Origin of the sequence: Streptomyces azureus (assembly GCF_001270025.1) — a bacterium.
Taxonomy (GTDB): domain Bacteria; phylum Actinomycetota; class Actinomycetes; order Streptomycetales; family Streptomycetaceae; genus Streptomyces; species Streptomyces azureus.
The window spans coordinates 13,638-25,993 of sequence record NZ_DF968383.1; the positions used below are offsets into that span (position 1 = coordinate 13,638).

The following is a 12,356-nucleotide window of genomic DNA, read 5'->3' on the forward strand; positions in this document are numbered from 1 at the left end:
GCAGCGGCGGAGCGGCCATCAGGAGACCGTGGCGGCCGGTGGGGTCCATCGGTGGCCGCGGGGTGCTGTGCTGGAGATGCCGTAGTCCTTCCTGAGCTGTTCGGGGATGGCGTAGTGCATGACGCGTCCACGGGTGAGGGAGGACAGCTCCAGGACGGTGGTGAGGTGGCCGAGGCGGTCCAGGGCCCAGGCGCCGAACGGGGAGCGGTCTGCGATGGTTTCGAGAATGCCGAGGAGGTGGGTACGGCCTTGACGGCTGTGTCCCACGGGATCGCCGGCGTGGGCGCGCGTCATCCGGTGATTCGCCCATCGGACGGTGGCTGGGGCGTAGCGTCTCGAACTCCGTCTTCGGCGACTCGGCCATCTGGGGCAGCGATAGTCAAGACCTGTGGTGCGGTGGGGTTATCGCCCGATGCTCCGGTGCCATCGGATCTCGCCTTCGTGCCATTCGTCGGTGGGCGTGAGCCCGGTGGCGGTGGCGACGGCGGCGGAGGCCTGATGGTCGGGATGGATGTGGGCGACGACGGTCTGCACCGGCTGCTCGCTGAGCCAGTCGACGAGTCCTCGGGCGGCTTCGGTGGCGATGCCTCTTGCCTGCCACGCAGTTCCCGTCACCCAGGCGATCTCGGCGAGGGCGCCGTGGCCGGAGTATCTGATCGTCGCCTGGACCGTGCCCGTCAGGCATGCCTCATCACGGAGGCGGATCACCCAGTTCAGCCAGGAGACGGCCGGATCGGGAGAACCTGCGGTCATGCGCTGGTAGCGCGAGCGCAGAGCTTGCGGGGTGTCCGGGGCGCCGCCGATGAAGGCGTACAGCGCCGGATCGGACAGCACCCCAGCCATCTCCTCGGCGTGCTCGACGTGAAGCGGCAGCAGGTCCAGTCGCCGGGTGCTGATGGCCTGGGCCGCGATGGTGCTCACGCCGCAACCCCCTCAGGGCGTTCGGCGAGGCGGGGCGCATTCACAGCCCGCCACTGCTGCCGGGCGGATTCAACGAGCTTGAAGACCATGGCGAGCGCGGCGGCTGCGCGGCCGTCGCCCTCGGTGACAGTCGCCCTCAGCCGGATGGTGGTGGAGGCCGGCTCGATGCGGTTCGTGTTGCGCAATTGAATCCAATGCTCGGCGGGGAAGTCGTCGAACGCCGGCAGCTCGTCGGCGTCGTCGGTGATCTTATTGACGCCCGGGCGCAGCATGCCTGTCGCCCAATGGCCTGAACGCGCCTTACCGGTGCACCAGTGGATGGGCAGCATCGTTTCTCAAGCCCAACCAAACCACTCAGATCGCCGTCTGCTTCTACCCTTCCTCAGGCGGCTCCCAGTGCCAGCCTTCCTTCAAGACCGCACCGGCAGGCCAGTGGACCGCAGTCGCCACTGACGTGAGGGACGGCACTCGTTTCGTCTTCGACTTCGCGGGGACCGCAGCCAAGTCCGGTGTCTGGGCTGCTGCCTGACCCGCCTCAGGAGTCGTGCGATCAAGGACGTCCGAGATCCGCCCCCAGAACCCCGGTCCCCTCTCTGAGGGCCGGGGTTCTGCGGTGATGCGGGTGCGCAGGTGGGGAAGTAGGCAGTCCGGCCGGGCCTCCCGTAGCGGTCATCATCGACTCTGCACGAGCCCTGCTGGAACAGGCAGCTGAACAGCAGCTTCGATGAAACCCGGTCGACCGGGACGCACCGTGGAGGGAATCATGGGCGAGTGACGTCGACCGAAGCAGCAGCAATCGCTCTACAGGACCATGCCGCCCTCTGGAGCACGGGAGAAATCCGTGCGAGCGATGTCGTCAATGCCGCCTGCGATGCGCTCGTCGCCGGGCTCGACACCCCCGGCCTTCGGATCCTCGCCGCCTGCACACGCGCCGAGGCGGACTACGACGTCCCCGAGTTGCTTCCGAAGCACTCAACGAACTCGGCCTCACCTTCCACCCGGTCACCAGCGATGCCGGCCGAGAGGACGCCGCCCGAGCGCTCGCACGCCGCATGCTTGCTGGCGAGCTGACACCCAGGGGGCTCACCTCCCGCCTTCACCAGCGCTACGGACATGAACTGCCCCTGACGGAGCGGCTCGCCGAACTCGATGACGAGTACGACGTCCTCGACTATGACAACGGAAGTGCGGACCAGGTCGATGCCGAGGTCACGGCCGAAGCCCACCGCCTCGCAGCCCACCCCCACGTTCCAGCCGAACCCACGGACACGCCCAGCTGACGCACACGGACCGAGCCGCGAATTCCCGCCGAACAGGCTTCGGTTCCGCTGCCCCAAGGGGCTCGCTGGTCTTGGGGAACGGTTGTCGGCCGGGAAGCCGAATGGGGCAGATCGCCGATTCAGTCGCGCCTCCCCCTTCGCGCTACTGCGGCTCTCTGTCCCCGACTTGGTATGGTGCGCAGGCTCACCGCTTGGATAGCCATCACAGTGCTCAGGGGAGAGGGGCCAGGCGACGATGCAGGCGTCGGAGGTCACGCGTGCGGTGGCCGCGGCCATGTCGACCGCCTCATCACTTGGCCTGACAGTCGACGACGCGATCGTTCTTCATGACTCGAACAAGCTCACTCTGCGCCTGCTGCCTTGTGACGTCCTGGCCCGGGTGGCACCTGTAGCGGATCAGGTCGCGCAGTTCGAAGTCGACCTTGCTCAGCGGCTCGTCGAATCCGGGTGCCCTGTGGCTGCTCTCGAGCCACGAGTGGAGCCACGCGTCTATGAGCGTGATGGCTTCGTGGTCACGCTATGGACCTACTACGAATCCGTGACACCTCGAAAGGTCTCACCAGCCGACTACGCCCATGCGCTCGAGCGGCTGCACGCAGGCATGCGCAAGCTCGATGTCCCGACGCCGCACTTCACGGATCGAGTCGAGCAGGCTCAACGACTCGTGGCGAACCACGACCGCACTCCGGCGCTCGCCGACGCGGACCGGGAGCTGCTCGGCGACACGTTGCGGAGCCTGAGACGAGTGATCGGCGAGCGCGGCGGCGCCGAGCAGCTGCTGCACGGCGAGCCGCACCCGGGCAACGTGCTCGCCAACGAGAACGGGCTGCTGTTCATAGACCTTGAGACGTGTTGCCGTGGGCCCGTCGAATTCGACCTCGCCCATGCGCCCGAAGAAGTCAGCGAGCACTATCCGGGTGTCGATCAGGACTTGCTGCGCGAGTGCCGGATCCTCGTGCTGGCGATGATCACAACGTGGCGCTGGGATCGAGGCGACCAATTCCCGAACGGGCGCCGGCTGGGCGCAGAGTGGCTCAGCCGGATCCGAGCAGCACTCGATCGCGACGGCCTGGAGTGATCCTGGCCATGAAGATCGCCGAGGTAACGTTCACCAGCTCGTTCCTGGACGCAACCTCAAGGACACCTCGCGCAGCGAACGTGCACGAACCCTAGTCGCAGGGTGTTCGGGGCAATGCCGGCCGTCGTCGTGCTCGCCCTGGCGCCCTGTGCGGTCGCCGGAGGCGACGATCCGTCTGTCACGCCGTCGACACCGTCCCCTCTGCCGACCCAGGCGTACGCGGTCCACGGCCAGGACATCGCTCTCGCGCTCGGCCGGACGCGCGAGATGCCCCGGGCCGCCGCCCGCGACGCCGCCGACCGCTCATGGACCCATGCGCTTCCCGCCCCGCCCTTGGCCCCTGCCGAAGGCCCGGCTCGTCGCCACCGACATCGAGTTCACGCGCGGGGACGATCCGGAGGTGCGCGGCCCTGTCGCGGCCCTGCTCCTGCTGCTCACCGGCCGTCCGGAGGCGGCCCGCGAGTGGGCCGAGCGCACGGGGGGAGGCGTGGACTCGACGTCACGACTCCCGGGCAACACCTTTTGCCTCGATGACCGGCACCGGCCTGTACCCGCTGGCCGTGCTGTCCCGCCCGCAGGCGCCCCTGCCCCTCGGCGTCACTCCGCACCGGCTCCGCTTCCGGACATGCCCGTTCCACCGGATGCCGGACCACCCCGTGTGAGCGGGCGGGCAACGTGGGACCGATGCTGCATGCGCAACGTGATCACCGGTGACGACGGGCCGTGGTCCTGGGCGACCGGAACCGGAAACGGAGCGGAGGGGCGCGGCACAGGCACCGTGCTGCGCCCCCGCAAGGTGTCCCGCGCCCTCGGTGGCGCGATCTGCCAGACGCTGGACGTGGACGGGCGATGCCCGTAACCGCCGACACGGCCCCGGCGCGCCCGGGACCACCGCGTGCGCTCGCGCTGCTCGCCGCCGCCCACGGAGGGCCCGCTCTGGCCGTCACCGCCGTCACGGGCCTGCTGGCACTCCGTGGCGGCCTGCACCCGCTGGACGCCGCCGCCGTCACCGCGGCTGTGTTCACCGGCCAGCTCACGATCGGCTGGGGCAACGACCTGCTCGACCTCTCGCGCGATCGCGCCGTGGGCCGCACCGACAAGCCGTTGGCCGTCGGTTCCCTCCCGGCCGACTGGGTGGCACGCGCCCTCGTGCTGGCCGCTCTCGCCTCCCTCGCGCTGTCCGCGCTCGCCGGCTGGCGCAGCGCACTCGTCAACGTCGTCCTCGCCACCGGCGCGGGCCACGCCTACAACCTCGGGCTCAAGGCGACCCGCTGGTCATGGGCGCCGTACACGTGCGGCTTCGGGATGCTGCCCTCGGTCGTCACCCTCGCTGCCTCGCCCCCTCACTGGGCGCCCTGGTGGATGACGGCTGCCGGCGCCGCGCTCGGCGTGGGAGCGCATCTGCTCAACGTGCTGCCCGACCTCGCCGACGACGAAGCCACGGGCGTCCGCGGCCTGCCGCACCGGATCGGCGAACGCCGCTCGCGCGTCCTGGCCGCCCTGCTGCTCACCGCCGCCTCGGTGCTCGCCGTGACCGGTCCCGCCGGATCCCCTCCGGCGTGGGCATGGACGGTCCTGGCGCTGGTCACCGTCCTCGCGGTGCTCACCTGGTTCGGCCGCGGGCGCGCTCCCTTCCGGGCCGCGGTGACCATCGCCCTGCTCGACGTCGTGCTGCTGACGGTCGCCTGATGGCACCGGCAGACACTGCTCCGGCCGGCGCCGGCCCTTCGCGCGCCACAGCCGCCCCGGCAGTCCCGCCCCCACCCTTGCGCTCACCGTCACGGGTGAGCTCGCGCTCGGCCCCGGCCGGGTGCTCCTCGCGCCCCACCGCCCCCTCCCAGGAGCCAGCATGACCATGCGCGTCCTCAGCGTCCGCGGCACCCTGCCCGAGCACTGCCACCGGCAGGAGGAGATCACCGAGTCCTTCACCACCACGCTGGTCGGGAACACGGTCGATCGCGGCGTCGTCGAGCGGCTCCACCGCAACGTGTGCGTCGAGATTCGGCACACCGTGCTGCCGCTGGAGGAGTACGGCCGGATGGAGGACTTCGGCCAGTCGAACGACGTCTTCATCCGGGCGGGCGTCGAACTCGGCGGTCGCGCGGTCGTCGACGCGCTCAAGAGCGTCGGCCTCACACCGGCCGACGTCGACTACATCGTCTCCTGCACGGTGACCGGCCTGGCCGTGCCTTCCCTCGAGGCCCGGGTCGCGGCGGAGATCGGACTGCGCCCCGACGTGGTGCGCCTGCCCCTCGTCGGCCTCGGCTGCGTCGCCGGCGCGGCCGGCATCGCCCGCCTGAACGACCTGCTGCGCGGCCGCCCCGACGCCGTGGCGGTGCTGATGTCGGTCGAGTTGTGCTCGCTCACGCTCCAGCGCGACGACACCTCGGTCGCCAACGCCGTGGCGAGCGGCCTGTTCGGGGACGGTGCCGCTGCCGTGGTCGCCGTCGGCCGCGAGCACCCCCTCGCACAGACCGACGACCCCGCAGCTCCCGAGGTGCTCGCCTCGCGCAGCCGCCTCTACCCCGACTCCGAACGCATGATGGGCTGGGACGTCGGCTCCGGCGGGTTCAGAGTCGTCCTCGACTCCGCGGTCCCCGACCTGGTGCGCCGGTACGTCGGAGACGACGTCCGCGGCTTCCTCGCCGATCACGGACTGACCAGCCGTGACCTCGACTGGTACGTCGCTCACCCCGGCGGCCCCAAGGTCCTCGAGGCGTTGCAGGACGCCCTCGGCGTCGAGCGGGACGCGTTGAGCGTGACCTGGGACTCGCTGCGCCGGATCGGCAATCTGTCCTCCGCCTCGGTGCTGCATGTCCTGGCGGACACGCTCGCCGACCACCCGCCCCCGCCCGGCTCCTACGGCCTCATGCTCGCCATGGGCCCGGGATTCTGCTCCGAACTCGTACTCCTGCGCGCCCCGGGTGGTGGACAGTGAGCAGCGAGACCTGGTTCACCGTCCTGGTGCTGGCCGTGGGCCTGGAGCGGGTCGCCGAGCTGGCCGTCTCCCACCGCAACGCCGCCTGGAGCCTCGCGCGGGGCGGCGTGGAATCCGGGCGGGGCCACTATCCGTTCATGGTGGTGCTGCACACCGGCCTGCTCGTCGGCGCGCTCACGGAGGTGTGGGTGCGCCGGCCGGACGTCGTACCGGTCCTGGCCTGGTCGATGCTCGCCCTCGTCGCGCTCGCGCAGGGGCTGCGCTGGTGGTGCATCGCCACGCTGGGCCGGCAGTGGAACACCCGGGTGATCGTCGTACCCGGCGCCGCGCGAGTGACCGGCGGACCCTACCGCTGGATCCCGCACCCGAACTACGTCGCCGTCGTCGTCGAGGGGCTCGCGCTTCCACTCGTGCACTCGGCCTGGATCACGGCGGTCGCCTTCACCGCGCTCAACGGGCTCCTGCTCGCCACCCGCGTCCGCGCCGAGGACGCTGCCCTGACACGGCTGGCCTGAGGAGGCACGCATGGATCTGCTCGTCGTCGGCGGGGGGCCCGCGGGCCTGGCCACGGCCTGGCACGCGGCCCGCGCGGGGCTCGACGTCACCGTCTGGGAGCAGCGTGCCGGCATCGTCGACAAGGCGTGCGGCGAGGGCCTGATGCCGGGCGCCGTCGCCGCGTTGGCTGCGTTGGGAGTGCATCCGCCGGGGCACGACCTGCGGGGTATCCGCTACGTCGCCGGCCCCCGCCGCGTCGACGCCGACTTCAGAGCGGGCCCGGGGCGCGGGGTGCGGCGTACCACGCTGCACGCGCTGCTGCGCGAGGCGGTGCTGGCGGCAGGCGTACGCGTCGACCAGCGCACCGCGCGTCACGTCGGGCAGGACCAGGACGGGGTGGTGGTCGACGGCACCCGCGCCGCCCACCTCGTAGCGGCCGACGGCCTGCACTCGCCGATCCGCCGCGCCCTCGGGCTGAACCGACCGCGCCGGTCCCCTCTGCGGCACGGGCTGCGGCGCCACTACGCGCTCGCTCCCTGGAGCGACCACGTCGAGGTGCACTGGGCCCGAGAAGCGGAGGCCTACGTGACGCCGGTGGCCGAGGATCTCGTGGGCATCGCGGTGCTCACCACCGCGCGCCGGTCGTTCGACGACCACCTCGCCGCCTTCCCCGAGTTGCGGGAGCGGCTGGCCGGGGCCGGCCTCGCCGGACCGGTCCGGGGAGCAGGCCCGCTCCGCCAGATCGCGAGCGCGCGCACCGCCGGCCGGGTACTGCTCGTGGGCGACGCCGCCGGATACGTCGATGCCCTGACCGGCGAGGGCATCGCGCTGGCCCTCGCGCAGGCGCCCGCCGCGGTGCGGGCCATCACCAGCGGTGACCTGGCGGCCTACGAGCGGGAGTGGCGGCGGCTCACCCGGCGCTACCGCTGGCTGACGCACGCGCTTCTCGGCGCGACGCGGAAGCCCCCGGCCCGCGCAGCGCTGCTGCCCGTCGCACAACGGCTGCCGTGGCTGTTCTCCGCGACCGTCGCCATGCTGGCCCGCCCAGCGGACGAGCGAGCCAAGTCCGGCCGGCCGACCGGGTAGCCGTCGGCCCTTGTCGGCAGTTCCGGTGACCGAGCCAGGTCGATCGGGTGTGACGCTGCCCGCACGCAACGACGCCGCCCGCGAGTGACACGCACCAGCGCGGCACGGCACCTCGACTCACCGCAGCGAGGATGGCACCGTAAACCGCCATGAAGCGGACCGAATCAGGGCAATCGGTAGGATCGGTGCGCTGGAGGCTCGTGCTGGCCAGCACCACCATGCTCTTCGTCGAGCTGGCGCTGATCAGATGGGCGGGCGCCAACGTCGTCCACCTGAGCTACTTCTCGAACTTCATCCTGCTGGGATCGTTCCTCGGTATCGGCATCGGGTTCCTGATCCCCGCGGCACGCGGACAGTGGCTCAAGCGCTGGACACCCGTTCCGCTCGCGCTGCTGGTCGTTCTGGTGCGCGAGTACCCGGTGCAGGTGCGCCAGAGCAGCAGCGAGGTCCTCTACTTCACCGCCGTGAGGACCACCGGCCTTCCCGAGTGGGTGACGCTGCCCGCCATCTTCCTGCTGACCGCGGTGATCATGGCGGGGATCGGAAAGATCACCGCGGATCTCTTCCGCCTGCTTCCCTCGCTCGACGCCTACCGCTACGACCTGCTCGGCAGCATCACCGGCTCGCTGTCCTTCGCCGTGCTGTCCTGGCTGCGCGCTCCCTCGGTCGTGTGGGGCCTACTCGCCGCCGCGGCCCTGCTGGTCCTCGGCGGACGACGCAACACCCTGCGGTACGGCATTCCCGTCGCGGCGATGATCGCAGCCCTGTTCCTGGAGACGACGACGAGCGGCATCTCCTGGTCGCCCTACTACAAGATCGAACTCAAACCCTCACCGACCACCACCCGGACCTGGTACATCTCGGCCAACGGCGTCCCCCACCAGAGCACCGCCCCGCGAGCGGTGCTGATGCGTAAGGACTCGCCCTACCGCCAGGCGTACGACCAGACGCCGCGCAACCCGCACAAGCGCGTGCTGATCATCGGCGCCGGCAACGGCAACGACGTCGCGGTCGCGCTCGCGTACGGAGCGGAGCGCGTGGACGCGGTCGAGATCGATCCCCGGCTCCAGGAGATCGGCTCACAACTGCACCCCGCGAGGCCGTACGACGACCCGAGGGTGCACGCGCACATCGACGACGGGCGCGCCTTCCTGGAGCGGACGAAGACCAAGTACGACCTGATCGTCCTGGCCCTGCCGGACTCGCTGACGCTGGTCGCCGGTGCGAGCAACCTGCGCCTGGAGAGCTACCTGTTCACCCGGCAGGCCTTCGAGGCCGCGCGCGATCACCTGGCGCCGAACGGCGCGTTCGCCATGTACAACTACTACCGCGAGAGCTGGCTGGTCGACCGCTTCGCAGGGAGCCTCGACGACGTCTACGGTCACGCCCCCTGTATGACGACGTTCAAGAGGAACGCGGCCGTGCTGGTGGCCGGGATGACGCCCTCCGACCAGTCCTGCGCGAAGACCTGGCGGCCCAGCGGCGCGGTCCCGGCGGCCGCGAGCGACGACCACCCCTTCCCGTACCTGCTGCACCGGAGCATCCCCACGCTCTACCTGGGCGCCCTGGGCGCGATCCTGCTGGTGACGCTCCTGTCGGTGCGCCTGGCCGGGGTCCGCATCCGTGGCACGCTCCGCTACACCGACATGTTCCTGCTCGGTGCTGCCTTCATGCTGCTCGAAACGAAGAACGTGATCGGCTTCGCCCTCTACTTCGGCACGACCTGGCTGGTCAACGCCCTCGTCTTCTTCGGAGTCCTGGTCGCCGTCCTCGCGGCGGTGGAGGTCCGGCGCAGGCTGCCGAGGGTCAACCAACGGCTGCTGCAAGCGCTGCTCTTCGGCTCCCTCGCGGTGGTCTGGCTCGTCCCCGCCGGCGCGGTGCTGTCCCTGCCCTTCGCCGCCCGGCTCGCCGCCGCCATCGCCCTGGCCTTCACCCCCATCTTCTGCGCCAACCTCATCTTCTCGGACCGCCTCGCCCTCGCCCCGGACCCGACCTCCGCGTTCGGCGCGAACCTGCTGGGCGCGATGACCGGGGGCGCGATCGAGTACCTCGCCCTGGTGACGGGCTATCAGGCACTGCTCCTGGTCGTCGCCGCCCTGTACCTCGGGGCGTTCGTCGCCATGCGCTTCGCGGGGCGGGACCCGGCGGTGACCTGACCATGTGCCCGACGACGCCCCGCCACTGTCACCCCCGCAGCGCCGCCTGGCCGCCGACGGCAATGCCCAGCCGCTCCGCCACGGTGGTGAGTGCTGCTCCCAGCGGGAGCGAAACCCGGGTGAAGGCGTGCCGGTCGCCCCTGGTCGGCTCCCGGTTGACGATCAGCACCGGCTTCCCGGCCTGGGCCGCCAGGCGGACGAAGCGGAGCCCGGACATCACCGTCAGTGAGGAGCCGAGGACCAGCAGCGAGGTCGACTCACGGACCAGCTCACGGCAGTGCTCGACCCGTCGTGGCGGAACGGCTTCGCCGAAGAACACCACGTCCGGTTTGAGGATGCCACCGCAGATCGTGCAGGGCACCACGCGGAAGTCTCCGACCTGTGTGTCGGTGAGGTCGGCGTCACCGTCCGGGTTGATTCCGGCGGCCACGGGCTCGAAGCCCGGATTGGCCTCCTCCAGCCGCTGGGCGAGTTCACGGCGCGGGCTGAAGGCGCCGCAGGCAAGGCAGACGACCCGGGCCAGGCTTCCGTGGAGTTCCACCACGTCCTCGCTGCCGGCGGCCTGGTGCAGGCCGTCGACGTTCTGGGTGATGACCCCCGAGAGCATGTCGTGCTGCCCGAAGGCTGCCACGGCCCGGTGCCCGGCGTTGGGGCGGGCGCGGCCGAAGGTGCGCCAGCCGAGATGGCTGCGCGCCCAGTACCGGCGCCGGGCCTGGGCACTGGCGGTGAAGTCCTGGTAGGTCATCGGTGTGTGCCGGCTGAGGCTCCCGCCCTCGCCCCGGTAGTCGGGAATGCCCGACTCCGTGGAGATGCCCGCTCCGCTGAGCACCAGCACACCGCCGGTGCTCAGCGCATCGGCGACCGGCTCCAGATCCGTGGTACCCGGCGGCAGGTCCTCGGGAGGCGTCCAGCTCAAGGTGGGGCGCATGCGCATGCCGTCAGGGTACGGAACAGCTCCCTCTGACGCGGCCACACGACCGATCGGGCGGACTCCCGCCTGTGGCGACTCGAAGGGCCCACCGTGACGTAGGCAGGGCGGAGGGCGGAAAAGGGGATCGTGGCCACCGCCGACGGGCCACTTCATGATGAGACAGGAGCCCGAAGCGGCTTCCTGTAGGCGGCAGCCGACTCTGCCGTCGCCCCCCTTGGCCCGAATGCCGCGGACGACAGACCGGATCGGCCCTCGATCGAGCCGGCCCGGCCGTGTCCCTTCATGCCGGCCGGCCGGTGCTGAAAACCTCTGAGCGGGACACACGGTCAGGCAGCGGCGCGCAACTGTCGCGCGCCGCCTGACGAGAGGGATGAGGTGGGCGATGCGAGCGTTGACTGTGCGGCCTGGCGCCAAGGACTCCCTGGAGGTGAGGGATGTCCCTGATCCCGCCCCGGCTGCGGGCGAGCTGTTGGTGGAGGGCCTGGCGGTGGGGGTGTGCGGAACGGACAAGGAGATCGCCCGAGGTGAGTACGGCTGGGCCCCGCCGCACCGTGAGTGGCTGGTCCTGGGGCATGAGTCCCTCGGCCGGGTGCGGCAGGCGCCGCCCGCCAGCGGCTTCTCGGCCGGTGATCTGGTCGTGGGGGTGGTGCGCCGCCCGGACCCCGAGCCGTGCGGGGCCTGCGCCCGCGGGGAGTTCGACATGTGCCGCAACGGCCGCTACACCGAACGCGGCATCAAGGAGATCGACGGTTATGGCGCGCAGACGTGGTGCGTGGAGGCAGACTACGCGGTGAAGCTGGAGCCGCATCTGGACCGCGCCGGTGTGCTCATGGAGCCGACCACCGTGGTGGCGAAGGCATGGGAACAGGTGGAGCGTGTCGGTGCCCGTTCGTGGTTCGAGCCACAGCGCGTCCTGGTGACCGGCGCGGGGCCCATCGGTCTGCTGGCCGCCCTCCTGGGCACACAGCGCGGACTGGACGTGCATGTGCTCGACCGGGTGACCGAGGGGCCCAAGCCCGCCCTGGTGCGGGATCTGGGCGCCACCTACCACGCGAAGGACATCGAGCAGGTCCTCTCCGCCGTATGCCCGGACGTCGTCATCGAAGCGACCGGCGCGAACGAGCCCGTGCTCGCCTCGCTGACCGGCACCGCGCCTTACGGAGTGGTGTGCCTTACCGGTGTGTCGCCCGTCGGCCGCAGGATGACCGTGGACGCGGGTGCCATCAACAGGGAGATCGTGCTGCAGAACGACGCGGTAGTGGGCTCGGTCAACGCCAACCTGCGTCACTACCGTCAGGCTGCCGACGCGCTGGCCGCGGCCGACCTGTCGTGGCTGGCGCGCGTGATCACCCGGCGGGTGCCGCTGGAGCGCGCGACGGAGGCGTTCACGCCGCGACCGGACGACGTCAAGGTAGTCGTCGAGCTCTAGTGACAGGACGCGAAGGGAAGGTTCTGGATGTCTCACCACACT

13 protein-coding genes and 2 pseudogenes are annotated in these 12,356 nt (G+C 70.9%); 11 read left to right on the forward strand and 4 right to left on the reverse strand.

From position 1 onward, the window contains the following. Positions 1-18: 18 nt before the first annotated feature. From AOQ53_RS31600 to AOQ53_RS31610, 3 genes and pseudogenes are all read right to left on the reverse strand, one after another. Positions 19-278, reverse strand: a pseudogene (locus AOQ53_RS31600) (oxygenase MpaB family protein); the annotation flags it as partial. Between the two features lie 124 nt (positions 279-402). Next, a complete protein-coding gene (locus AOQ53_RS31605) occupies positions 403-921 on the reverse strand; it encodes a GNAT family N-acetyltransferase (protein WP_059422470.1) in 519 nt (172 codons plus the stop codon). A 26-nt stretch (positions 922-947) separates the two neighbouring features. Beyond that, positions 948-1,178, reverse strand: a pseudogene (locus AOQ53_RS31610) (IS256 family transposase); the annotation flags it as partial. Positions 1,179-1,692: 514 nt separating this feature from the next. Between AOQ53_RS31610 and AOQ53_RS46775 the strand changes: the two are divergent. From AOQ53_RS46775 to AOQ53_RS31645, 10 genes are all read left to right on the forward strand, one after another. Continuing rightward, entirely contained in the window at positions 1,693-1,992 is a 300-nt protein-coding gene (locus AOQ53_RS46775; protein ID WP_236711878.1) for a hypothetical protein, read from the forward strand. Further along, positions 1,974-2,201 (forward strand): hypothetical protein, encoded by a 228-nt coding sequence (locus tag AOQ53_RS46780; RefSeq protein ID WP_236711879.1) that lies wholly within the window; start codon positions 1,974-1,976, stop codon positions 2,199-2,201. The genes AOQ53_RS46775 and AOQ53_RS46780 overlap by 19 nt, the downstream gene beginning before the upstream one ends. A 235-nt stretch (positions 2,202-2,436) precedes the next feature. Further along, the gene (locus AOQ53_RS31620) at positions 2,437-3,279 is read left to right on the forward strand and encodes a phosphotransferase enzyme family protein (RefSeq protein ID WP_059422473.1); all 843 of its coding nucleotides are present in this window, start codon (positions 2,437-2,439) and stop codon (positions 3,277-3,279) included. Between the two features lie 530 nt (positions 3,280-3,809). Beyond that, positions 3,810-3,941 carry a hypothetical protein gene (locus AOQ53_RS47505; RefSeq protein ID WP_269085485.1) on the forward strand — a complete coding sequence of 44 codons (132 nt, stop codon included), beginning with the start codon at positions 3,810-3,812 and terminating at the stop codon, positions 3,939-3,941. 29 nt (positions 3,942-3,970) lie between these two features. Beyond that, positions 3,971-4,138: a hypothetical protein gene (locus AOQ53_RS44965; RefSeq protein ID WP_167745785.1), complete on the forward strand. Its 168-nt coding sequence runs from the start codon at positions 3,971-3,973 to the stop codon at positions 4,136-4,138. Next, positions 4,129-4,968: a UbiA family prenyltransferase gene (locus AOQ53_RS31625; protein WP_059422474.1), complete on the forward strand. Its 840-nt coding sequence runs from the start codon at positions 4,129-4,131 to the stop codon at positions 4,966-4,968. Before AOQ53_RS44965 ends, AOQ53_RS31625 begins: the two co-directional genes overlap by 10 nt. 160 nt (positions 4,969-5,128) lie before the next feature. Next, positions 5,129-6,217 carry a type III polyketide synthase gene (locus AOQ53_RS31630; RefSeq protein WP_059422476.1) on the forward strand — a complete coding sequence of 363 codons (1,089 nt, stop codon included), beginning with the start codon at positions 5,129-5,131 and terminating at the stop codon, positions 6,215-6,217. Further along, a complete protein-coding gene (locus AOQ53_RS31635; RefSeq protein WP_059422478.1) occupies positions 6,214-6,732 on the forward strand; it encodes an isoprenylcysteine carboxyl methyltransferase family protein in 519 nt (172 codons plus the stop codon). Before AOQ53_RS31630 ends, AOQ53_RS31635 begins: the two co-directional genes overlap by 4 nt. A 10-nt stretch (positions 6,733-6,742) precedes the next feature. After that, entirely contained in the window at positions 6,743-7,798 is a 1,056-nt protein-coding gene (locus AOQ53_RS31640) for an NAD(P)/FAD-dependent oxidoreductase (protein WP_059422479.1), read from the forward strand. A 200-nt stretch (positions 7,799-7,998) separates the two neighbouring features. Then, on the forward strand, positions 7,999-9,954 hold the full coding sequence (locus AOQ53_RS31645; protein WP_236711880.1) for a spermidine synthase: 1,956 nt from the start codon (positions 7,999-8,001) through the stop codon (positions 9,952-9,954). A gap of 28 nt (positions 9,955-9,982) precedes the next feature. Here the strand turns inward: AOQ53_RS31645 and AOQ53_RS31650 are convergent, their stop codons facing one another. Continuing rightward, on the reverse strand, positions 9,983-10,888 hold the full coding sequence (locus AOQ53_RS31650; RefSeq protein ID WP_059422482.1) for an NAD-dependent protein deacetylase: 906 nt from the start codon (positions 10,886-10,888) through the stop codon (positions 9,983-9,985). A gap of 379 nt (positions 10,889-11,267) precedes the next feature. Between AOQ53_RS31650 and AOQ53_RS31655 the strand changes: the two genes are divergently transcribed. After that, positions 11,268-12,314: a glucose 1-dehydrogenase gene (locus tag AOQ53_RS31655; protein ID WP_059422483.1), complete on the forward strand. Its 1,047-nt coding sequence runs from the start codon at positions 11,268-11,270 to the stop codon at positions 12,312-12,314. Positions 12,315-12,356: the final 42 nt, after the last annotated feature.